Origin of the sequence: Empedobacter sp. 225-1, from assembly GCF_030328185.1 — a bacterium.
In the GTDB taxonomy this organism is placed as follows: domain Bacteria; phylum Bacteroidota; class Bacteroidia; order Flavobacteriales; family Weeksellaceae; genus Empedobacter; species Empedobacter stercoris.
Window position 1 is genome coordinate 19,197 of the sequence record NZ_JACALO010000028.1, and the last position, 22,787, is coordinate 41,983.

At 32.1% G+C, this 22,787-nt stretch carries 24 protein-coding genes; 11 read left to right on the forward strand and 13 right to left on the reverse strand.

Features of this window, described 5'->3' with window-relative positions; genetic code table 11:
• Positions 1 to 30 precede the first annotated feature (30 nt).
• The 4 genes from HX088_RS09320 to HX088_RS09335 are packed head-to-tail and all read left to right on the forward strand — an operon-like array spanning position 31 to position 4,501.
• Positions 31 to 429, forward strand: coding sequence for a hypothetical protein (locus HX088_RS09320; RefSeq protein ID WP_171622229.1), 399 nt, complete (start codon positions 31 to 33; stop codon positions 427 to 429).
• Between the two features lie 42 nt (positions 430 to 471).
• Positions 472 to 1,572, forward strand: a complete 1,101-nt coding sequence (prfB, locus tag HX088_RS09325; RefSeq protein WP_260542719.1) for a peptide chain release factor 2 — start codon at positions 472 to 474, stop codon at positions 1,570 to 1,572.
• Between the two features lie 20 nt (positions 1,573 to 1,592).
• A complete protein-coding gene (gene trkA / locus HX088_RS09330; protein ID WP_286483995.1) occupies positions 1,593 to 2,960 on the forward strand; it encodes a Trk system potassium transporter TrkA in 1,368 nt (455 codons plus the stop codon).
• A complete protein-coding gene (locus tag HX088_RS09335; RefSeq protein ID WP_260542714.1) occupies positions 2,960 to 4,501 on the forward strand; it encodes a TrkH family potassium uptake protein in 1,542 nt (513 codons plus the stop codon). The genes trkA and HX088_RS09335 overlap by 1 nt, the downstream gene beginning before the upstream one ends.
• Here the strand turns inward: HX088_RS09335 and HX088_RS09340 are convergent.
• Both HX088_RS09340 and HX088_RS09345 read right to left on the reverse strand, forming a co-directional pair.
• Positions 4,498 to 5,472, reverse strand: a complete 975-nt coding sequence (locus HX088_RS09340; protein ID WP_286483996.1) for a glycosyltransferase family protein — start codon at positions 5,470 to 5,472, stop codon at positions 4,498 to 4,500. The genes HX088_RS09335 and HX088_RS09340 overlap by 4 nt on opposite strands.
• The gene (locus tag HX088_RS09345; protein WP_286483998.1) at positions 5,473 to 6,297 is read right to left on the reverse strand and encodes a UDP-2,3-diacylglucosamine diphosphatase; all 825 of its coding nucleotides are present in this window, start codon (positions 6,295 to 6,297) and stop codon (positions 5,473 to 5,475) included.
• 92 nt (positions 6,298 to 6,389) lie between these two features.
• On the opposite strand from HX088_RS09345, the gene HX088_RS09350 reads away from it, so the two are divergent.
• Positions 6,390 to 6,602: a heavy-metal-associated domain-containing protein gene (locus HX088_RS09350; protein WP_225541465.1), complete on the forward strand. Its 213-nt coding sequence runs from the start codon at positions 6,390 to 6,392 to the stop codon at positions 6,600 to 6,602.
• 62 nt (positions 6,603 to 6,664) lie between these two features.
• Here HX088_RS09350 and HX088_RS09355 read toward each other — a convergent pair whose 3' ends face one another.
• Positions 6,665 to 7,435 carry a T9SS-dependent surface endonuclease, AS87_RS02955 family gene (locus HX088_RS09355; RefSeq protein ID WP_225539501.1) on the reverse strand — a complete coding sequence of 257 codons (771 nt, stop codon included), beginning with the start codon at positions 7,433 to 7,435 and terminating at the stop codon, positions 6,665 to 6,667.
• A gap of 141 nt (positions 7,436 to 7,576) precedes the next feature.
• A complete protein-coding gene (lpdA, locus tag HX088_RS09360) occupies positions 7,577 to 8,968 on the reverse strand; it encodes a dihydrolipoyl dehydrogenase (protein WP_286483999.1) in 1,392 nt (463 codons plus the stop codon).
• An 87-nt stretch (positions 8,969 to 9,055) separates the two neighbouring features.
• On the opposite strand from lpdA, the gene HX088_RS09365 reads away from it, so the two are divergent.
• Positions 9,056 to 9,406, forward strand: coding sequence for a hypothetical protein (locus HX088_RS09365; RefSeq protein ID WP_286484000.1), 351 nt, complete (start codon positions 9,056 to 9,058; stop codon positions 9,404 to 9,406).
• 29 nt (positions 9,407 to 9,435) lie between these two features.
• On the opposite strand, the gene HX088_RS09370 is transcribed toward HX088_RS09365, so the two are convergent.
• Positions 9,436 to 9,642 (reverse strand): hypothetical protein, encoded by a 207-nt coding sequence (locus tag HX088_RS09370; RefSeq protein ID WP_286484001.1) that lies wholly within the window; start codon positions 9,640 to 9,642, stop codon positions 9,436 to 9,438.
• Between the two features lie 93 nt (positions 9,643 to 9,735).
• On the opposite strand from HX088_RS09370, the gene HX088_RS09375 reads away from it, so the two are divergent.
• Entirely contained in the window at positions 9,736 to 10,341 is a 606-nt protein-coding gene (locus HX088_RS09375; RefSeq protein WP_188319908.1) for an alpha-ketoglutarate-dependent dioxygenase AlkB family protein, read from the forward strand.
• A gap of 9 nt (positions 10,342 to 10,350) precedes the next feature.
• Here the strand turns inward: HX088_RS09375 and HX088_RS09380 are convergent, their stop codons facing one another.
• Entirely contained in the window at positions 10,351 to 10,923 is a 573-nt protein-coding gene (locus HX088_RS09380) for a hypothetical protein (RefSeq protein WP_286484002.1), read from the reverse strand.
• A 63-nt stretch (positions 10,924 to 10,986) separates the two neighbouring features.
• Positions 10,987 to 11,751 (reverse strand): M15 family metallopeptidase, encoded by a 765-nt coding sequence (locus HX088_RS09385; RefSeq protein WP_286484003.1) that lies wholly within the window; start codon positions 11,749 to 11,751, stop codon positions 10,987 to 10,989.
• A gap of 51 nt (positions 11,752 to 11,802) precedes the next feature.
• Between HX088_RS09385 and HX088_RS09390 the strand changes: the two genes are divergently transcribed.
• Positions 11,803 to 13,089 carry a hemolysin family protein gene (locus HX088_RS09390; protein WP_286484004.1) on the forward strand — a complete coding sequence of 429 codons (1,287 nt, stop codon included), beginning with the start codon at positions 11,803 to 11,805 and terminating at the stop codon, positions 13,087 to 13,089.
• Between the two features lie 120 nt (positions 13,090 to 13,209).
• On the opposite strand, the gene HX088_RS09395 is transcribed toward HX088_RS09390, so the two are convergent.
• The 3 genes from HX088_RS09395 to HX088_RS09405 all read right to left on the reverse strand — a co-directional run bounded on the left by HX088_RS09395 (position 13,210) and on the right by HX088_RS09405 (position 15,467).
• Entirely contained in the window at positions 13,210 to 13,746 is a 537-nt protein-coding gene (locus tag HX088_RS09395) for a hypothetical protein (RefSeq protein ID WP_286484006.1), read from the reverse strand.
• A gap of 83 nt (positions 13,747 to 13,829) precedes the next feature.
• Positions 13,830 to 14,267, reverse strand: a complete 438-nt coding sequence (locus HX088_RS09400; RefSeq protein ID WP_286484007.1) for a hypothetical protein — start codon at positions 14,265 to 14,267, stop codon at positions 13,830 to 13,832.
• Between the two features lie 9 nt (positions 14,268 to 14,276).
• A complete protein-coding gene (locus HX088_RS09405) occupies positions 14,277 to 15,467 on the reverse strand; it encodes an MFS transporter (protein ID WP_286484009.1) in 1,191 nt (396 codons plus the stop codon).
• A gap of 292 nt (positions 15,468 to 15,759) precedes the next feature.
• Between HX088_RS09405 and HX088_RS09410 the strand changes: the two genes are divergently transcribed.
• Both HX088_RS09410 and HX088_RS09415 read left to right on the forward strand, forming a co-directional pair.
• Positions 15,760 to 16,635, forward strand: a complete 876-nt coding sequence (locus tag HX088_RS09410) for a helix-turn-helix domain-containing protein (RefSeq protein ID WP_260542698.1) — start codon at positions 15,760 to 15,762, stop codon at positions 16,633 to 16,635.
• A gap of 93 nt (positions 16,636 to 16,728) precedes the next feature.
• The gene (locus tag HX088_RS09415) at positions 16,729 to 18,678 is read left to right on the forward strand and encodes an oleate hydratase (RefSeq protein WP_125349231.1); all 1,950 of its coding nucleotides are present in this window, start codon (positions 16,729 to 16,731) and stop codon (positions 18,676 to 18,678) included.
• A 253-nt stretch (positions 18,679 to 18,931) separates the two neighbouring features.
• Here HX088_RS09415 and HX088_RS09420 read toward each other — a convergent pair whose 3' ends face one another.
• From HX088_RS09420 to HX088_RS09430, 3 genes are all read right to left on the reverse strand, one after another.
• Positions 18,932 to 19,279 carry a hypothetical protein gene (locus tag HX088_RS09420; protein ID WP_260542694.1) on the reverse strand — a complete coding sequence of 116 codons (348 nt, stop codon included), beginning with the start codon at positions 19,277 to 19,279 and terminating at the stop codon, positions 18,932 to 18,934.
• Between the two features lie 146 nt (positions 19,280 to 19,425).
• Entirely contained in the window at positions 19,426 to 19,680 is a 255-nt protein-coding gene (locus HX088_RS09425) for a helix-turn-helix domain-containing protein (protein WP_312067372.1), read from the reverse strand.
• A 521-nt stretch (positions 19,681 to 20,201) separates the two neighbouring features.
• The gene (locus HX088_RS09430) at positions 20,202 to 20,843 is read right to left on the reverse strand and encodes a DUF6266 family protein (protein WP_260542692.1); all 642 of its coding nucleotides are present in this window, start codon (positions 20,841 to 20,843) and stop codon (positions 20,202 to 20,204) included.
• 559 nt (positions 20,844 to 21,402) lie between these two features.
• On the opposite strand from HX088_RS09430, the gene HX088_RS09435 reads away from it, so the two are divergent.
• Positions 21,403 to 22,569 carry a tetracycline-inactivating monooxygenase Tet(X2) gene (locus HX088_RS09435; protein ID WP_008651082.1) on the forward strand — a complete coding sequence of 389 codons (1,167 nt, stop codon included), beginning with the start codon at positions 21,403 to 21,405 and terminating at the stop codon, positions 22,567 to 22,569.
• The last annotated feature ends 218 nt before the right edge of the window (positions 22,570 to 22,787 follow it).

Below are 22,787 nucleotides of genomic sequence, written 5' to 3' on the forward strand. Positions count from 1 at the left end.
CGTTTATTTTTGTAGCCTAATTTTAGAAAGATGAACGATTTTTCAACCACTATATACAATCAAATTATAGAAACCATGCCTGATTTGGCAGGACTTCATAAAAAAGATACTGAGTTATTAGAGTTTCATATCGAAAATGAATATAAATCATCCTTTGGAGATTTATATATTCAGACTTCAGAAGATGATAAAATTTGGATTAGATCTACTTTTCCTTTTACAACATACGAAGTGGACTCTGTTGAAGAACTTTTGTATATTATTGAAGGATTATTATTTAACGTATTATTTTGGGTAATCAGTTACGAAGATAACGATTGGGACGATACATTCTTAATTCTAAAAGATCAAGAAATTAAAACAGAACAAGGCTTTACTTATAAAATCCTTTCGTGGAATGGAAAAGATGATAAAGTGATTAATGCTTAAACTCGTACCTATAAAATCTCCTATTTTTATACATTTGCAATTATGTTTAACAACGAATTACTAAAAGACATCCAAAAACGTACGCAGGATTTGCACGAATATTTGGAAATCGAGCAAAAAGAAATCGAAGTTCAGAACGAAGAAGAACATGCAGCTTCACCTGAATTTTGGAATAATCCCAAAGAAGCGGAAGCTTTTATGAAAATTTTGCGTGGAAAAAAGAAATGGATTGAAGAATACCAAACCATTGCAAATGCGGTAAACGATGTAGAAGTTTTAGTAGAATTTAACCGCGAAGGTGAAGTGACAGATGAAGAAGTGACGGAACAGTATAATGTTGTCACAAAACTTTTAGAAGATATCGAATTCAAGAATATGCTTTCAGAAGAAGGAGATAATCTTGGAGCTATCTTACAAATCACTGCTGGAGCTGGTGGTACTGAATCATGCGATTGGGCATCAATGTTAATGCGTATGTATTTGATGTGGGCCGAAAAACATGGGTACAAAGTAAAAGAATTAAACTTCCAAGCAGGTGATGTTGCAGGTGTAAAAACAGTGACATTAGAAGTTGATGGTGAGTTTGCATTTGGCTATCTAAAAGGAGAAAATGGTGTACATCGATTGGTACGTATTTCACCTTTTGATAGTAATGCTAAACGCCACACAAGTTTCGTTTCGGTTTATGTTTCACCGATTGTAGATGATTCTATCGAAATTGAAATCAGTCCAGCTGATATCGAGTTACAAACATCTCGTTCTGGTGGAGCTGGAGGTCAAAATGTAAATAAAGTAGAAACTAAAGTTCAATTAACCCACAAACCTACAGGAATTGTAGTTGTTTGCCAAGTTGAGCGTTCACAATTAGCAAACCGTGAACGTGCGATGGAAATGTTAAAATCTGAATTATACAAAATAGAATTAGACAAAAAAATGGCTGCTCGCAACGAAATTGAGGCAAATAAAATGAAAATCGAATGGGGTTCTCAGATTCGCAACTATGTGATGCATCCATATAAATTAGTAAAAGACGTCAGAACAGGAACAGAAACAGGTAACGTGGATGCTGTAATGAATGGAGAAATTGACGAATTCTTAAAATCGTTCCTTATGTTAATGGGACAAAAAGAAACGTCTAAATAATTATATCCTAAATTTCTTTCATGAAAATATTAATCGGAGGTGCTGGAGAAGTTGGTTTTCACTTAGCAAAATTACTTTCCAACGAAATGAATGACATCGTCATCATGGACATGGACAAAGACAAATTGTTGATGATAGAAAACAGTTTGGATGTAATGGCTTATCGAGGCGATATCACTTCTTTCAAAGCTTTACGAGAAGTTGGAATTGATGAAATAGATATTTTTATATCAGTTACTCATCTACAAAATACAAATCTTACAAGTGCTTCAATCGCAAAAGATTTAGGTGCAAAACGCACTTTAGCTCGAATTTCGAATCCCGAATTTTTGTACAAAGAAAATCAATTTTGGGTGCAAGGTATGGGAATTGATGCGCTTATTAGCCCCGAAAAATTGGCTGCTGACGAGATTTATTCCCTTGTTCAACAATCTGCTTTTAATGCCATGCATCCATTTGCAAATGGTCAATTATTTATGGTTGGAACCGTTTTGGATGCGGATTGTAAAATTTTGGACAAAAAATACAAAGACATGTATTTGACAACAAAAGGTGGTGAAGACAATCTTTTGATGCCAATTGCTATTATTCGAAGCAACGAACGTGGCGAATACAAAACCATTATTCCAGAAGCTGAAACTGAATTTTACATTGATGATCACGTCTATTTTATAGTCAAAAAAGCAGGTATTTTAGAAACTTATAAAATTCTTGGCAAAAAACAAGAATATTACAAAAATGTAATTGTACTGGGAGGTGGAAGTATTGGAGTTAAAGTTTCTAAACTTTTAAAAGATAATAAACACAATGTTAAATTATTGGAAATCAACCGAAACAAAGCATTTGATTTAGCCGATGATTTAAATAATATATTAATTATAAATGGTGATGGTCGAGACGGAGAATTGTTATTAGAAGAAGGAATCTCAGATTCTGATGCATTTATTGCCGTTACTGGAAGTTCTGAAACCAATATTATGTCATGTTTATTAGCAAAATCTAAAGGTGTTAAAAAAACAATTGCTTTAGTCGAAAATATCGACTATATTCATCTTAGTCAAGAAGTTGGAATCAATGCTTTTATCAATAAAAAACTTTTAACAGCTGATAGCATTTTCCGTTATATTCGACAAGGATCTGTGATGGATGTAACAGGTATTTCGGATTTAGATGCGGAAGTGTTAGAGTTTAGAATTCATGAAAATTCTGAAATTGCAAATAAATCCGTTTCTGATTTCCCTTTTAAAGAAGGTGCTATTATTGCAGGAATTGTTCGTGGAAATGAAGGGTCTATTCCAACTAAAGATTTCATTATCGAACCTAAAGATCATGTGGTTGTTTTTAGCCAAGCGAATTTAATTCCAAAAGTGACCAAATATTTTAAATAATGAAATCGCTTAACATCAAAGTAATCCTGAATCTTTCGGGTGTTTTATTATTATTAAATGCACTTTTCATGTTTATTTCAACATGTGTAAGTGTTTATTTTAATGACAATTTAATCTACCCTTTTTTACTATCGGGAAGTTTAGTGGGATTAGGAGGTACTGCAATGATGTATTTTACACGAGACAGAAGAAAACACATCAATAAACGCGAAGGCTATATTGTGGTTTGCGTGGGATGGCTTTTCTTGATTCTTTCTGGCTGTTTACCTTATGTCACCTCTTTGATATTATTGCCAAACGATCATATTATCAACGAAAATTTTAGTTTTGTCAACATCATTTACGAAACCGTTTCAGGTTACACTGCTACCGGAACTTCGATTTACGATGATGTAGAAAGTTTGCCTAAAAGCATTTTATTTTGGCGAAGTACAACCAATTGGATTGGCGGAATGGGAATCATCGTTTTGACAATTGCAATTTTACCATTTCTTGGAATTGGCGGTCGACAGCTCTTTATGGCAGAAGCACCCGGAATTTATACCGATAAAATCCATCCACGAATTACTGAAACTGCTAAAAACCTATGGTTAGTATACTTAGGTTTAACTGCTTTTTTTGCCTTGTTGCTTTATTTTGGAGGAATGAATTTATTTGACGCTGCAAACCATTCGATGAGTGTGATTGCAACAGCGGGTTTTTCGACCAAAAATGAGGGATTAATGTATTGGAATGACAATGTTTTTATACAATATGTTCTAATTGTCATGATGTTTTTGGGCGGAACTAATTTTGCATTAATCTATTTATTAATCAAAGGACAATTTAAAAAAGTATGGAGTAACGAAGAGTTTCGCTGGTGGGTTGGCTTACTTGCAGTCGTAACATTTATAGTTTTCGTTGTATTATTTTTTAATATTTATCCCAATTATTCCATCGAAACCTATTCTTGGTCCAACTTAGAACACTCATTTAGAAGTTCCTTATTCCACGTCGTTTCTATCGCTTCCACAACTGCTTTAGCTATGGAAGATTATACCAGTTGGTTAACCGTAACCACGTTAATCTTTTTCTCTTTATTCTTTATTGGCGGTTCAGCAGGTTCTACTTCAGGTGGAATCACGGTTATTCGACACGTTATTTTATTAAAAAATAGTTGGATAGAATTCAAACGTATTTTACATCCAAACGCAATTATTCCTGTTCGTTATAACAATCGTTCACTGAATCAATCCATCGTTTTCCACGTCATGGCATTCTTTGTTATGTTTATGTTTACGTGGATTGTAAGCTCTATTTTATTTGCTCTTTTAAATTATGGTATAACAATGAGTTTCCAAGATATTTTGGCCTCTTTAACATTAACTGCTTCCACTTTAGGAAATGTTGGTCCTGGAATCGGCGAATTTGGACCAGGAACTTCAATGAATTCTTTAACAGATAATGCAAAATTATTATGTTGTTTTCTAATGGTTTTAGGACGATTAGAGCTTTATACAATCTTAATTTTATTTACGCCAGCATTCTGGAAAAATAATTAATGAGACGCTTCTAAAATTACTTTCTGAATGATTTCTTCAGTTTGATCTGGGAAATCTTTCTCAATAATTTTATTCGAATCCACCCAACATTGCAATTGTTGGACATTCAAATCATATGAATAATCAACGCCAATCATTTTTAAAGCTTCGCAATTACATAATTGTTCGTATTGACCTTTGATCGGAATCACAAAAAGCTTCTTTTTAAGATAAATACTTTCGGCTGGTAATTCGAAACCTGCTCCACATAAAACACCTTTACAATTTTCGAGCGCTTTTGTAAAAAGTCGTTCATCAATAGGATAAATTTCAACATTAAATTGCTTAGAAATTTGCTTCGTAAAAGGTGAGAACACTTTCCATTTAGAATCTTTAATAAACGATAATTTTTCAATGATTTCTGAAGGATGAAAACTTGGTAAATAAACCAAATAATAATCTTCTACTTTTGGATTGAGCATTCGAATTTTATCTCGGATAATGGGCAAAAAAATAGAATCATTGTATGCTTCGAAATGAAAACCATACTGTTTAGTGGTTGGTGCATAATATTTCAAAATTGTTTCACCTGTTTTATTCTTCACCTTAGGCGTTTCATCAAATAATAATGACGCTTGATGACTTAAACCTATACTAATTTTCTTTTTCTTACGAGCTGAATGAGCTGTAATTGGCTCAAAATCGTTAATAATCAAATCATATTGCTCTATTGGAAAATGATTCACTTCTTTCCAAAATGATTTAAAGCTATTTTCTTTCAATATTTTTTTATACGAAACTTTACCGACTTGATTATAAAACAACGATAGCCCCTTATGATGTTTAAATTGATAATTTTCGAGTTGCAATTGCGAATTAGAACCACTCACAAAAACGTCTAAATCTCCGTATTCTTCGAGAATGGGTAATATTTTTTGCGCACGAGCCAAATGTCCATTTCCTGTCCCTTGTAAAGCATATAAAATCCTCATTTACTTCTTATTAAGAATAGAAACAATCAACTCATCTAATGAATAATTAAATTCGATTTCTTCTAAATTTTGCATCAAAATATCGTGATGTTCTTCAAAATAAAATACAGACCAGTTTCCATCTACACACTCTAAAGCCGATAAATTCTCGATCCAATCACCCGAATTCATATAAACACAACTACCTTTTTCTACTATAACGTGACGCATTTGTGGTTGATGAATATGTCCACAAATCACATAATCATATTCATTTTCTATCGCAAGTTCAGCAGCTGTTTGTTCAAAATCATTGATATGTTTAACTGCTTTTTTAACTGAATTTTTTATCTTTTTTGACAAAGAATAACGTTCACGACCAAAAAACTCTAAACATTTATTGATAAAATAATTGAATTGTATCAATTTATCATATCCCCAACCTCCTAATTTCGCAATCCATTTCGAATGTTGAATCGAAGCATCAAACACATCTCCATGAAAAATCCACGCTACTTTATCACCTTGTTTCAATATAAATTTATCAGTTAACAGAATATTCCCAAAATGCATAGTCGAAAATTTACGTAACAATTCATCGTGATTTCCTGTAATGTAAACAATTGGAATTCCTCTCTCTGAGAGGTTTATTAGGTAACTGATAATTTGAAAGTGAGATTCAGGAAAATAACTTTTCTTAAAATTCCAAATGTCTACGATATCACCATTTAGAATTATTTTTTTTGGATTGATGGATTGAAGGTAGGCTAATAATTCTTGAGCCTTACAACCAAAAGTTCCTAAATGTACATCAGAAATTACAACAACATCAAGATTACGTTTCATAGATTTTTATTTAAATATCCAAATCAAATATTACTTGAACGTTTTTTTAATCTTATGAAATCTTTATAAATTTGAATTTAAATTGTAAAATTATGAACGAAATAAAATTCAAAACAAATATAAATTGTGACAGTTGTATCAAATCTGTGAAACCTTTTTTAGATGAAGCTGTTGGAGAAAATAACTGGAAGGTCGATACGACTGACGAAAGAAAGGTATTAACTGTAAATACGACTGAGGACGAAGAAGAAATTGTGGAAGCTGTAACCGATGCAGGTTTTAAAATTCAGAAAATAGAGGAATAAAATAAAAAGGGATTCAGTGAAGTACTGAATCCCTTTTTTTATTAATTGAAGAATATTAATTCTTATTTTTTAACTACTTTTTGAGTAGCTGTTTTCCCATTAGAAGTTGTTTTAACAATGTAAATTCCTTTTGCTAAAGAAGACACATCAACTGTTTGAACTCCTTTCACTTCAAAAGATTTTACTAATTGTCCGTTCATGTTGTAAACTTCTACAACCGATTTTTCTTTTACATTAAAAGAAGCTGTATTTGTCCATAAAGTATTAGAAACTGCTTTAGCTGCTTCAGAATAATCAATAGTAGCTAAAGATTCTTCTACTTTTACATCATCTAACATAAAACGAGCAGATGCAGGTTGAAATCCTTTAAAAGTAATTTTTGTTTCTGAAGTCCCACCAATAATATCTACAGAAAAATCATTAAAAGCACCTTTTGTTAATTCTACTTCAGATACACTTAATGTACCTCCACCAGTAATTTCTAATAATAATGTAGTTTGCTCACTAGTAGAATTCCAAGCTCCTGCTCTAAAAGTTAATTTAGCATTCCCGTTTAGTCCAGCTAGTTTAGGAGTTGTTGCAAATCCCTGTGCTTTTCCAGTCCCAATTTTAACTGCACCATCAGCTTGATAAGCTTTTAGATATTCAAATCCTGTTGCTTCATCAACACCATCAGCTATAGCTGGTTGATTCAATCCACCGCTCCATCCACCATCATTTCCTCCTTCACCTTCATAAGTGTCAAACGTTTCATTAAAAATAACATCTTGTGCTTGAGCAACACCAAAAGAAGTAAATGCAGCAACTGCTACTAAAGAATAGAATTTTTTCATATTTATTATTTTTAAATTATTTTAACGCAAAGGTACTTAAAAAAAGTAAATTAATCTCAATCTATAACAAATTAACAATTTAGTAATAATAAAAAAAGCAGCTATAAAGCTGCTTTTTAACTTATATTATTATTTTTCGTTTTAGATGTGAATTGCATGTCCATAAGCATCTTCAACAGCTTCCATTATAGCTTCTGCCATTGTAGGGTGAGCATGTACAGATTTCATAATCTCGTGTGCTGTTGTTTCTAATTTACGTGCAACAACTGCTTCTGCAATCATTTCCGTAACACCATCACCAATCATATGACAACCTAACCATTCTCCATATTTCGCATCAAAAACAACTTTTACAAAACCATCAGCAGCACCATTCGCAACAGCTTTTCCATTTGCTGAGAATGGAAATTTACCAACTTTAACTTCGTAACCTGCCTCAATTGCTTTTGCTTCTGTCAAACCAACAGATGCAATTTCTGGTGAACAATATGTACAACCTGGGATATTTCCGTAATTAATAGGTTCTACTTTTTCACCTGCAATATGCTCCACACATAAAATTCCTTGTGCTGATGCTAAGTGTGCTAAATCTGCTCCTTTTACAACATCACCAATTGCGTAGTACCCTTTCACAGAAGTTTCACAAAAATCGTTAATTACAATTTTACCTCTTTCTGTAGCGATCCCTACTTCTTCTAAACCAATATTTTCTGTATTTGGAACAACACCAGCTGCAGATAAAACAACTTCTGCTTCAAGAACTTCTTCTCCTTTTGAGGTTTTAACAGTCGCTTTTACTAAATCGCCAGATGTATCCACACCTGTAACTTCTGCATTGGTTAAAATTTTAATTCCAGATTTTTTCAAAGACAATTGCAATTGTTTTGAAATATCTTCGTCTTCAACAGGAACAATTCTTGGCAAATATTCTACAATTGTTACCTCTGTTCCTAATGTATTGTAGAAATGAGCAAACTCAACGCCAATCGCACCAGAACCTACTACAATCATAGATTTTGGTTGTTTCTCCATTGCTAAAGCACCGCGGTAACCAATAACTTTTTTACCATCTTGTGGCAAAGCAGGTAATTCACGAGAACGTGCTCCAGTTGCAATAATTATATTTTCTGAAGATAATTCACTAACAGATCCATCTGCAGCAGTAACTTTTACTTTTTTACCAGGTAAAACTTTTGCTTCACCTTGAATCACTTCAATTTTGTTCTTTTTCATTAAGAATTGAACTCCTTTACTCATACGATCTGCAACTCCTCTACTACGAGCAACTACATTTCCAAATTCGAATGATATATCTGAAGGCAAGTTAATTCCGAAATCTTCTGCATGGTTCAAGTATTTAAAAACTTGTGCAGATTTTAATAATGCTTTTGTAGGAATACATCCCCAATTAAGGCAAATTCCACCTAATTCCGCTTTTTCTACGATTGCTACTTTTTTACCTAATTGTGCTGCTCTAATTGCTGCTACGTATCCACCAGGACCACTTCCAATAACTATAATGTCGTAACTCATTTTTTCCATAATTTGAATGCTAATTTAAACATTCTGCTTCGAAAAAAAAGGAATTCCAGAAAATAGATTAAAATTTCTTACTTTTGCATGGTGAAAATATTCTTTGAAAATTACGCTGACGACTTACAAGTCGAGACTGAATTACCTTTGGATGGTAGCTTGTCTCAAGCTATCGAGATTTTTCATAACCTACCAGATTATGACGGAAGTTTTATTGGTTTGATTAATCGAAATGGGAATACTGTTCAAATTTCGAAATATGATCGATTTCTATTTTTAGTAGAAATACCTGTCTATCATGAACAAGCTTCATATTCTACATTGTTTACTTATTTTCAAGTAATGCAATTATTACACGATTTGTACAAAGGATTTGATCCTTACAAAATAAAAGGACTAAAATTTGAACAGTATTTAAGTGAAAAAGCAACGAAATAATCGTTGCTTTTTTAGCTTAATCAGATTCATTAATTCGCTAAATCAGAATATTTTTTTCGAGATACATTTATACGAATTAATGCATAGATTAAAGAAATCACGACTAAGGTATAGGTAACTTGTATTAACAAATCTGCTATATCTACTTTTAACTTTTTTAAATATCCAGCTATGAACACTAAAATAAAGCTAATTACACAAACAAAAATCGGATGTTTAACATAAAAATTTCTCATATTTAACCAAAATTTAACTTTTATAAAAATATATATTTTTATAAAAGTTCCAATTATTATCAAATAAATATTCTTAAACATTTGTTTTCGCTTGTGAACTTATTCAATGACTTATATACTGCTGAAGAGAATTTATTGCCACAAGATGGTACAGTAAATTATTTTGGTCAAATTATGACTGATGAACAAGCGGATCTTTATTACAACAAATTACTTCATGAAATTGAATGGAAAAATGACCAAGCAATTATTTACGGAAAACTGATTGAAACAAAACGTAAAATAGCATGGTATGGTGACTTTCCTTTTACTTACACCTATTCTAAAATCACTAAAATTGCATTACCTTGGATTACTACTTTACTCGAGTTAAAGAAATTGGTTGAACATAAAACTGGTGAAACTTATAATTCGTGTTTAGTCAATTTGTATCACGATGGATCTGAGGGAATGGCTTGGCACAGTGATGACGAAAAACAATTGAAACAGTATGCCGCTATTGCGTCTTTAAGTTTTGGTGCAGAAAGAAAATTTGCTTTCAAACATAAAGCAACCAAAAAAGTAATTGCTCTACAGCTTGTAAGTGGAAGTTTATTAATTATGAAAGATGAAACGCAAGATTATTGGTTACATCGCTTACCGCCTACAAAAAAAGTACATACTCCTCGAATTAATTTAACGTTTAGAACGATTGATTAATCGCAATAATTAGTTCAGTTTCCCTATTTTAGAATGATAAAACACTACACTTAGTTGATTAAATTTATTTAAAAACGAATCATTAAAATTGTTCAAACTTATAGATTCTAAATCAATTTTTGTTTTTAGCGTAGGTAGAGTGATTACTTTACTTGAAACAGAGTCTACACTATTCCATTTTGCTACAAGTTCTTTTGTCGAAACCAAGAAAAATGTTTCACCATTTTCTTTTGTCAAATCAGCACAAACAACCGTACGCTTTATTGCTGCCAATTCTATTCTTCTTGACTGACGATTATAACGGAAATAAGACACAAAAGTCGCATTCCCAATCGTATTTGTCATTTTAAACCCTTTTTTTGTTTCTTCAATTCTCGCATTTGGGTCCAATTCAACAAACGTTAAACTGCATTGTTTCTCATAATCAGAACTAGATAAAATAAATTCTATTCGTTTCGTTTCGAAATTAATGGATACTTTATCAAACTTTCCATCACCGTCAAAATCTTTCACAACAAAGCCTTTTGCAAAAATCATCAGATTCGTGCTAAAAAACAATGCTATAAAAAATAATAACCTCATCAAACTAAACCGTTTTATTTTACCTAAAGATACCACAAAAAAAGCTCCAAAAAGGAGCTTTAACTATTTTATAACAGGATTTATATCAAGTATATTTTCTGTTCGATATTTTTCAATAAAATCATCTGTAAAATTCTCGCTTCCTAACAATTTATTTTCTTGTAAAATCTTCTTGATATCAAGTTTTTTATACGCTTGTAACATGGGTTCTGAAATAGATTTATACGTAAAATGCCAAGGTTCATACTTAAAACCTTTTCGTGATGCTTCATTTGTATAGACCAAATAAAAACCATATTTAGAAGCATTTTCATCCAACCAAAGTTTAAATTTTCGCATTGATCCTCCTTCGTTAAAATGCTTTTCATTCAATGGATCAGCGGGAATTCCACGTGTTCCATCAATTATATCCAAATCAGTTCCCCAATGGTGACGAGATGTCCCAGGAATAGTTGAATACTCGATGATTTTTTCGATATTTTGTTTTGCTCCAATTTTTTTGGCTTGATTGGCTCTATATTTTCGTTCCCAAATGCCATTTTGGTAAGTATAATTTCTGTAACTCGAAATCACGTGTATTTTAAAGCCAGCTTTCAAGGCATCAGCCTTCATCAATTCAAACTGCTCTGCAACTTCTGGCAACAGTTTATATCCTTTTCCAACCATCGTTGGATTCCCTTTTCCAATTAAATCAGCTGTTGTAAAAGTTGGAGTTATCGTATCATTTTCTATGGAATTTTGTTCGTTGTTTCCAAACGCGCAGCCTGCATTCAACAAGAATACAAGTAAAATTAAATAAGAGAATTTTAAAATATTAAATTGAGACATTATGATCGGTATTGGTTTTTGGTTTATTTTTATCAAAATTATAAAATAAAAGTGGAGATTATTATAATAATTGTATTGATTTTATTGAACGGAATTTTTTCAATGTCAGAAATGGCTCTTGTTTCATCAAGAAAATTTAAGTTAGAAAATCAAATGAAGAAAGGAAGTTCTGGTGCAAAAACTGCTTTAGAATTGGCTGAAAATCCAAACAAATTTCTTTCGACTGTACAAATCGGAATTACCTTAATCGGAATATTATTAGGGGTTTTTTCTGGTGACAAATTAACGGCAGATTTAACGAGTTTTCTAACGAATATTACCTTTCTTGCACCCTATGCCAAAACTCTTTCTCCAATTATTATGGTGGTAATTATTACCTATTTTTCGATTGTCTTTGGCGAATTATTACCAAAACGATTGGGAATGAAGTTTCCCGAAACCGTTTCAACCATCGTTTCTAAACCAATGAAATGGTTATCTGCTATCACCTCACCTTTTGTTTGGTTACTTACGGCTACAAATGATTTTTTCTTGAAACTCTTCGGTATTAAAGATGATGGTAGTGAAGTGGTGACAGAAGAAGAAATTAAAAGCATTATCAAAGAAAGTACAGAAGGTGGTGAAATACAGGAAAAAGAACACGAAATCTTAGAACGTGTATTCGAATTGGGAGATCGACGCGTGAACACATTGGCTACACATCGTTCGGAAATTGCCTCATTGGATATTTCAGACGATTACGAAAAAGCACGTGCCAAAGTCAAAAAAAACAAATACTCTGCCTACCCTGTAACCAAGAATAATAACTTAGACGAAATCGTTGGTATCTTAAAATTAAAGGATATGTTTGGCGTAAGTAAAGAAGATTTTTCCCTAAAAAAATACATACACAAGCCTATATTTGTCAACGAAAATTCGTTTAGTTATCCTTTATTGGAAATGTTACAGAACTCGCAAGCACATTTTGCAATTATTTTAGATGAATATGGTACGACTGCAGGAATAGTTACTATAAATGATATTTTAGATGAGTTGGTTGGAGATACGCCAGAAAGCCAAAACGAAGATTATGAAATCGTAGAGCGCGAAGATGGCACATGGCTAATTGATGGACAATTTTCGATTTATGAATTCGAAAAATTCTTTGAAATTGATATAGACGAAGAAATTGAAAACCGCTATGTAACTGTTGCCGGAATCTTTTTAGATAAATACGAAACCATTCCAAATGTAGGAGATAAAGTAGAAGTAGATGATTTAACACTCGAGATTGTAGACAAAGATGGCAACCGAATTGATAAAATATTAGCCTATCGAAAATGTGAAACGTATCAATAATAGAATTTACAACTTGCATAAAACAAAATATCTCAACCTATGGATTGAGATATTTTTAGAACTATAAAATTACCTATTAGTTTACAAATCAGATGGTTTTGGAATATTTAAAGATCCACCTTATATGATAGCTCCAGTTTGTGCAGTTCCTACTTTAACCATAGAGTTGTTAATAACCAATATATCAAAAACCCATTCGTAGGTAGTTTTCGAAACAGGTGCTGCGTCTTTATAATCTGCATAAATTCTCCATGTTCCATCTTTTTGGAAAGTATGTACACCTTTATCAGCAACTGTTAATTTACCAAATTCTGTTTTAGCAGATCCAGCATCATTAAAAGCACTTGAAACAGTATTAATTGATTGATTGTTTAAACTAACTCCCCCCATTGCTTTACTTGAACTTTGTGCATCATTTAATAATCTAAATTGTGCTGAAGTTACAATAACTGTATAATCCGTAGTAGAAATATTAAGATTAAGATCACTAATCCAGTCCGAATCTTTTAAGCTAATAGTATATTTATAAGTAGTAAAAGGTTTAACTGTACCATTAAAGGCTTCTAAAGTTTTTGTAGTCTGATCCCAATACACAGGTTTAGATGTCGCTGAAGCATTTTCCATAATTGCAATACGTGCATTACCTTGTACATCCAATTTTGCAGTAGGCGTAACTGTTCCAATCCCTAAAAAAAGCGACCAACTTGGTCGCTTTTCAAACTATTTATTCATCAGAATTGCTACTCCACTTTCGTAATCTTAAACAATCTGCCATTCATCTCGAACGTATCTTTTTCCGATTTCCCGACCAAGATTTTAGCCAAAGGGGTTTGAGTTGATAGAACAAAAATCTTTTTATTCTCGAAAATAATTTCCCCAAAACTACACGCCATACAGAAATTTCCCATCGTAGTTTCAACATAACTACCTAAACCAATGGTTTTGTTCTCCACAATTTTTATTTTAGAAAACACGTCTTGCTGAATTAAAACTTCATTCAATTGATTTTGAATTCGAGTAATTTCCTGTTGCATCATTTCGCGCGACGTTTCATACTTATCACCCATACTACTTTTAGTATCGTTGTTTGAAGCACGTAAATCGTCAATCAAACCATTCAAATACGTTATTTTATCTTCGATTTGTTGTGCTATAAATTGATATAATTCTGCTTTCATTTCTTTCAATTAAATTGTTTGAGGCTTATTCTTAAATCTCAGCATGTAAATGGTTCCCAAAAGACAGATAAATGCCGAAACATAAATCACCATCGGAATGCGATCCAAATAATCCTGAAAATACCAACCCGCACACAATGCTCCAAGTCCTATCCCCGCTTCCATCGCAATATACATTGTTGCCATCGCCTTTCCACGTTCATCAGGTTTACTAAAATCTATTGTCCAAGCATTTAGTGCAGGTGAAAGAATTCCGGTTGAAATTCCATACATCAAACCCCCTAAAATCAACCCTATTTTTGCATCAATAGAAGCCAAAAGTACCAATGCAATAATCAATAAAACTAAGCCTAATTTTATCACCAACACACGCCCTTTTTGGTCAGATATCTTACCTGCAAAGAAACGAACCATCATCGATGATATTGTAAATACCATAAAGAAAACCCCTTTATTTTGAAAACCTAAATGTTCGGTCCAATCTGGAATTAATGTCAATATAGAACCATAAGCAACATACGAAAGAAACGTAATCAATGCTGCTGGAAGTGCCTCTTTTGCTACAACTTCATGTCGTGAAATTTTCAATAATCCAAACGAAAATTTTTGTTTATTTTGCAACGTTTCTTTCATGTTGAATAAAATCAATATCGATAATAATGCAAAAAACGAAGACGTAAAAAACATCACATTAATCGATGTATATAATGTAATTGTACTTCCCAATGCAGGTCCAATTGCCATTCCGATACTGAAACAAATTCCGTGCAAGCCCAATGCTTCGCCCCAACGTTCGCGCGGAATAATATCTGCAATATAAGCTGCTGTTGCAGTGGGTTTGAAACCTGTCGAAAAGCCGTGTACCAATCTCAAAAATAAAAAACCTGAAACGGTTGTTAAAACAGGATATAAAATTCCGCACACAAAACAGACAATAGAACCGACTGCCATAATAGGTACCCGCCCCACTTTATCGGTTAATTTTCCACTAAAAGGTCTCGAAATTCCCGCTGTCAAGGTAAATAATGCAATAATAAATCCTTTGTATTCTGCTCCTCCCATGCTGCTTAAATAAGCAGGTAGCTCGGGAATCATCATATTAAAACTCGCTGAAAACAACAACGAACTCAAACACATTAAAATAAAATGGAGATTATAAACGGGATCTGAATTTAATTTTTTATTAATGGCAGAAAACATAACGGATTTTTTGCAAAGGTAATTTATCTTAACCGAAACAAACTACACAATCCAAAAGTATTACTTGTTACAAAAAATTACTACATCATTCAACATTGTTAGCCGATATTTCATTGATTATATTCATGAAATTTCTTATTTAAGAACTACTTAGTTGATATGAAAATAACTTTTACATTAGAATACAGTTAAAATACCTTATTGTATTTAATTACTTACTAAATAATTCTTATTTTTGCTATATCAATTCTACTACCCTAAAAAACGATCTGACCAACTATTATTTTCAAGCATGAAAAACTATGAAAACCTAAAAGAGACCTTGTCTTTTTATGGCGTAAATTGTAATAAACTATATTATATCTCATCAGGAAATCCAATTTTTGCTTTTCCTGAAAGATCATTTCGAATCGACTTTTATGCATTTTGTATTTGTTTATCTGGCTCAATAGAAGTTGAGATAGATTCTCAGAAATATTTTATTACTCAAAACGAATTCTTGATTTCTGCTCCTTCTACTGTTTTGAAAATTCTAGATACTAACTCTAATTTTAGAATGAAATTGTTGTTTTTTGAGAAAAATTTTCTCCTTAAAAACATTTCTAATCCTTTCTTTATTGATAAACTTAATTTGTTTACACATCAAAACTTTACAGTTTGTAAGGCAAATAAAAAAGATGCGAATCATCTTTTAATGTTAATCAATTATCTTCAAGAACAACGAGAAAGAAATGTTTTGTTCTTAGAAGATATTATTCGATCGATTATTTTTACTTTACTTCTTGAATCTGCCTCTATAATTGCTGAACAATATTCAAAAGTAAATAAAAATCATTCCCGCGAAATCAACACTCTATTTTGTAAGTTTACACAACTTGTTCAAGAAAATGTTATCGCTCACAAAGACGTACAGTTTTATGCAGATCAATTGTTTATTACAAATAAATATTTGATTCACCTTGTAAAAAAAGCAACTAAGAAAACTCCACATGTTATTATTGACGAGTATTTATTAAAAGAAGCGTATGTTTTGCTTGGCTACTCAGAGAAAACAATTGTCCAAATAGCATTAGATCTAGGTTTCAACTCTTCTTCATCTTTTGGTCGTTTTTTTAAAAAATACACTTCTATTTCTCCTCAACAATATAGAAAACAACAACATATATAAAAAAAGAAATTTGGGATACAAATGACGAATTTCGGGATACTTTAGAAAAATAATAAAGCGTAATTTTATTGTAGAATCTTAAAATAAATAATTATGGATAAAGTTACTTCAAAATTTGACAACGTTTTAAATCATTCTACTATCTACGGAAATATTGATCATCAACCAGATGCGAGTAAAGAAACACCAAGAAACACTCCAGAAAAATCTTATCCTTTCTCTGATCAAATAGGAAATTACCAACGCAATAAAGGAATTCCTACAAAATCTTATAAGGACAGTAAGGTATATATTGTGGGAAGTGGTATTGCAGGTTTAGCTACTGCCTATTATTTTATTAGAGACGGACATTTCACTCCAGAGAATATCACATTTATAGAACAACTTCAGGTAGAAGGAGGTTCGTTAGATGGAGCTGGAAATGCAAAAGATGGTTACATAATTCGAGGAGGTCGAGAAATGGATTGTACCTACGAGAATTTATGGGATATTTTCCAAGACATTCCTGCATTAGAGTTACCAGAACCTTATAGTGTTTTAGACGAATATAGATTAGTAAATGATAATGATTCTAATTATTCTATTGCACGTTTAATTCATGAAAAAGGGAAAGTAAAAGACTTTAGTAAATTTGGTTTAAATAAGAAAGATCAATTAGCTATTATCAAACTTTTGTTAAAGAAAAAAGAAGAGTTGGATGATATAACAATTGAAGATTATTTTAATCAATCATTCTTAGAAAGTAATTTCTGGACATTTTGGCGTACAATGTTTGCCTTTGAGAATTGGCATAGTTTACTAGAATTCAAATTATATATGCATCGCTTTTTACATGCGATTGATGGTTTAAATGATCTTTCTTCATTGGTGTTCCCTAAATACAATCAATACGACACTTTTGTTACGCCATTAGGTAAATGGTTAAAAGAAAAAGGAGTAAAAATTCAGTTAAATACACTGGTTAAAGATTTAGATTTATTAATTAATACAGAAGGAAAAGTAGTCAAAGGAATTATAACAGAACAAGATGGACAAGATGTAATTATTCCTGTTACACCAAATGATTATGTTATTGTAACTACTGGTTCTATGACTGAAGATACTGCGTATGGAGATAATACAACGGCACCAGTTTTAGCGATAGATAATAATACTAGCGGTCAAAGTGCAGGGTGGAAACTATGGAAAAACCTTTCTGCTAAATCTCCTGTTTTTGGTCGTCCAGAAAAATTTTGTGGGAATATTGAAAAATCTTCATGGGAATCTGTTACTTTAACTTGTAAACCTTCTGCATTAGTAGAAAAACTAAAAGAATATTCTGTTAATGATCCATATTCAGGTCAAACTGTTACAGGTGGAATTATTACCATTACAGATTCTAATTGGTTAATGAGTTTTACTTGTAATCGTCAACCACATTTTCCTACACAACCAGATGATATTTTAGTACTTTGGGTTTATGCATTATTTATGGATAAAGAAGGAAACTACATTAAGAAAACAATGCCTACTTGTACAGGAAACGAAATCCTAACAGAATTATGTTATCATTTAGGAATTGAAGACCAAATAGACGACGTTATTGAGAATACAATCACTCGTTCTGCTTATATGCCTTACATCACATCTATGTTTATGCCTAGAGCAAAAGGAGACCGCCCACAAGTAGTTCCAGATGAGTGTAAGAATCTAGGTTTAGTAGGTCAATTTGTAGAAACCAATAACGATGTTGTTTTCACAATGGAAAGTTCTGTTCGTACCGCACGTATTGCAGTTTATGAATTACTTAATTTAAATAAGCAAGTTCCAGACATTAATCCATTACAATACGACATTCGTCATTTATTAAAAGCAACTAAAACGTTGAACGATGATAAACCATTTATGGGTGAAGGTTTATTGAATAAAGTTTTAAAGGGAACTTATTTTGAACATATTCTACCTATTGGATCAGATTCACCACAAGAGGAAGAAGAAAAAGAATCTTTTCTATTAGAACAATTTGGTAAATTCAAAGAATGGGTAGGACATTTTAGAGGTTAAAATCACCCTCAATTCAATCCTGAATACCAATACTATAAAACCAATAAAAGCTTCTAAATCTTTAGTGATTTAGAAGCTTTTTGAGTATTACTATATTTTTTCTATTTAAAAACTATACCAGCTTTTATTAATAAATATTAGCTATAGTGATATTATTATTGAATTATTAAAGGTTTTATTTCAAATTCTGATTCAATATTTTCCTTTAATTTTAGAAATTCTATTGTATGCATACTATGCAAATCAACATCAGTTAATCCAAATGGTCCATTTTCTCAGTAATATATAGTCCATTTTCAAGCTCAATTATTGCTTTCTCCATTTCATCAAGTTCATTTTCGAAATATTTAAAATGATAATTAATGATTTTTAAATTTAAAATTAATTCTATTGGTTTAGATTCAACTTTCCTTGCTAATTCAAACTTTTTTAAAGTTTCACTTTCATTCCATTCTTTTGTTGGAAAGTAAGGAATTTGAATTAGTTTATCATTATCAATTTTTATAAAAGACTCAAACTCCTGTAATCCATATTTATTTTCTGGGTTATAACAATATTTTATTTCGGTTATAATTTTTCCAATACTATCAGTCAGGGTCATTTTACAAAATTAAACTTAACAATATTTCTTTACAAGAATAAACAAAACCTGTTTTACAAAAAAGTTGTCATTTCTATATTTCATTCAACAACATTCCAATATACAAAATCTCAACCACTCCCAACACCCCACAAAAAAAGCTCTTATCAAAGAGCCATTTGGTTAAAGAACTGTTTTGGATAATAAAATTTATTTCCAAATTTTATATAAGGAATCTTATTCGTTTTCCTCATCCTATACAACGTTTTGTCACTCACGTTAAGCAAACTTTTTAGGTCTGCGTTATCATAGAATTTCTGATTTTCTTCTAATAGTAGAAAAGTTTTTTGGAATTCTATCAGCAGGAGCTTCATATCCTTTAATGCCTCTCCATCGTTTTGTAAAAATAAATCATTTTTCATATATTTAGTTGATGTTAAGATGTACTAATTTATAAAATAAATACTTAATAACCAAATATTTACCAAACAAACAATATTCCTTTACACGAAATCTAGCTATCACCCTACTTTTTGTAGAGTACTCAAATCGATTATGTTCGACAATAAACCAATGTATCGTTGAACAGTTTTAGGATTAAAACCATAAATACAAGCAAGCTTCTCCCAGAATTTTACACCAAACATAAAGTTGAAAAAAAAATACATATTCACTTTGCAAAAAAAATACCACATAGAAACATAGAACCAAATGATTTTGCTTTCCAATTAGTAGTCTACCTATTCGTATTTTCAACTAATCTTTATAAGCCATCACAACTAAAACTATGTTTCTATGTGGTCAAAATAAATTTGAACAATATCTATAAAATTCTATTTTCGATACGATTCTTCTTCACTCTTCTACGCCATTAATCAAAGTATTGTACCGAAAAATCACTCCAATCAACGAACTTCATTTTACTACTACCTCACTACTACCTTTACACAACCATATACTCGCCAAGATAAATACTGGTACTCGCCATAGCCTTTGTTTCACTATTCAGAAACGCCCAAAAATTCACTTTTTTGCCATTGTAATACGTTGGTAAAGTAACATCTATAATCATAGAATCACGAGTTACAACATTCTGAAACACTTCGAACGAATTTAGTTCCTCGCAATAACAAACAAGATTCACAAGATCCGAAGGTTGCGCATTGCCTTGCCCAGAATTATCTTCCCAATTCATTTGGAAACTATCCCCACCTGCCGTGTCTATCGTAGGTTGTAAAAAGCCAACCAAATCGCCTTTCGACACCAACACACGCTCTAATACAATAATGGGTAAACCATTCTCCATTTCCAATGCATTGTTCAGCATATAAGACGTCGCAATGTTGTAGCGCGATTTTAGCCCAACTCTATTCCCAAAATATAAATTAAGAATAAGACGAATTGGTTGCAAAAAACCAATAATTTTCTTAAATTTGATTTGTTGCATCAATTGCAAATCAGTAGGTTGGCTTTTAGATTTTTTTGGCAAACTACGGATAATGTCTTTGCCGCGCCAATTAACGCCTACTACAGTTCCTACTTTTCCTGAGAATCCACCAAGGATTCCTTTTTTAATTTCTGCCATAATTGCAAGTTTTTATTGTTAATATTCATAAAGTTAGCAACAGAAACAACACCATTTACAAAAACACAATTTTGTGCCCGCATTTGCCCTGCTCTGCCCGCATTTGTCCACTTCTGTCCAGTTGCTTTTTACACAATAATAGTAATATAACAAAATAAAAACCTCGCTAACCTCCTATTTATAAGTGCTAGAGAGAAGTTGAATTTTTGGTCAATTTTGGTCTTGTTCGACCATCGTTCGACCATTGTTCGACGAATCTTCGGAAAAACGGCATTCTCGTCGAAGAACGGTCGAAGAAAACACGAACAAAAGTGGGAGGAAATTGAAATTGTAAAAATAAAATGATGCAAGAATACTTTGTTTCGCTATCCATACATTCATTATTACATTCTACAATAAATTATTTCGTGATACATGAATATTTTTTTTATAAGTATCTTATTTACAAAAAAATAATTATATTTGCTTCTAATTTTACGAAATGCAGATATAGGTGATTTTTTACGAAACAAAAGCTAGATCAGTTTCGTGAAAAAACAATGTTATGTGCCATTTTTGAATGACAATGCGAATAGATACAGACAAACAAATGAATTTACTTAGTGATAAGAACGTTGCAATAATTGGTGGTGGACCCGTTGGACTGACTATGGCAAAATTATTACAGCAAAACGGCATAGACGTTTCAGTTTACGAAAGAGACAACGACCGAGAGGCAAGAATTTTTGGTGGAACCCTTGACCTACACAAAGGTTCAGGTCAGGAAGCAATGAAAAAAGCGGGATTGTTACAAACTTATTATGACTTAGCCTTACCAATGGGTGTAAATATTGCTGATGAAAAAGGCAATATTTTATCCACAAAAAATGTAAAGCCCGAAAATCGATTTGACAATCCTGAAATAAACAGAAATGACTTAAGGGCTATCTTGTTGAATAGTTTAGAAAACGACACGGTTATTTGGGATAGAAAACTTGTTATGCTTGAACCTGGTAAGAAGAAGTGGACACTAACTTTTGAGAATAAACCGAGTGAAACAGCAGATTTGGTTATTCTTGCCAATGGCGGGATGTCCAAGGTAAGAAAATTTGTTACCGACACGGAAGTTGAAGAAACAGGTACTTTCAATATACAAGCCGATATTCATCAACCAGAGATAAACTGTCCTGGATTTTTTCAGCTATGCAATGGAAACCGGCTAATGGCATCTCACCAAGGTAATTTATTATTTGCTAACCCCAATAATAATGGTGCATTGCATTTTGGAATAAGTTTTAAAACACCTGATGAATGGAAAAACCAAACGCAGGTAGATTTTCAAAACAGAAATAGTGTCGTTGATTTTCTTCTGAAAGAATTTTCCGATTGGGACGAACGCTACAAAGAATTGATTCATACGACGTTGTCATTTGTAGGATTGGCTACACGGATATTTCCTTTAGAAAAGCCTTGGAAAAGCAAGCGCCCATTACCCATAACAATGATTGGGGATGCCGCACATTTGATGCCGCCTTTTGCAGGGCAGGGAGTAAATAGTGGGTTGGTGGATGCCTTGATATTGTCTGATAATCTAGCCGATGGAAAATTTAATAGCATTGAAGAGGCTGTTAAAAATTATGAACAGCAAATGTTTATCTATGGCAAAGAAGCACAAGAAGAATCAACTCAAAACGAAATTGAAATGTTTAAACCCGACTTTACGTTTCAGCAATTGTTAAATGTATAAAATGGAATAAAACGGCACATAACAAACAAATTGGCAATAGAGCCGGTGAAGTACTTCTATTGAACTTTTGTGCAATGTTGAAGATTAGTAATTCTATTCAACATTTGTGCTAAAAGTCGGCTCCATCGCCAATTTGCCAAACGTTGTACGACATAGTAAAACCGAACCAAACAAAATGAAAGTCAGAGAAGAAAAGTTAAGAACAATTATAGAATGGT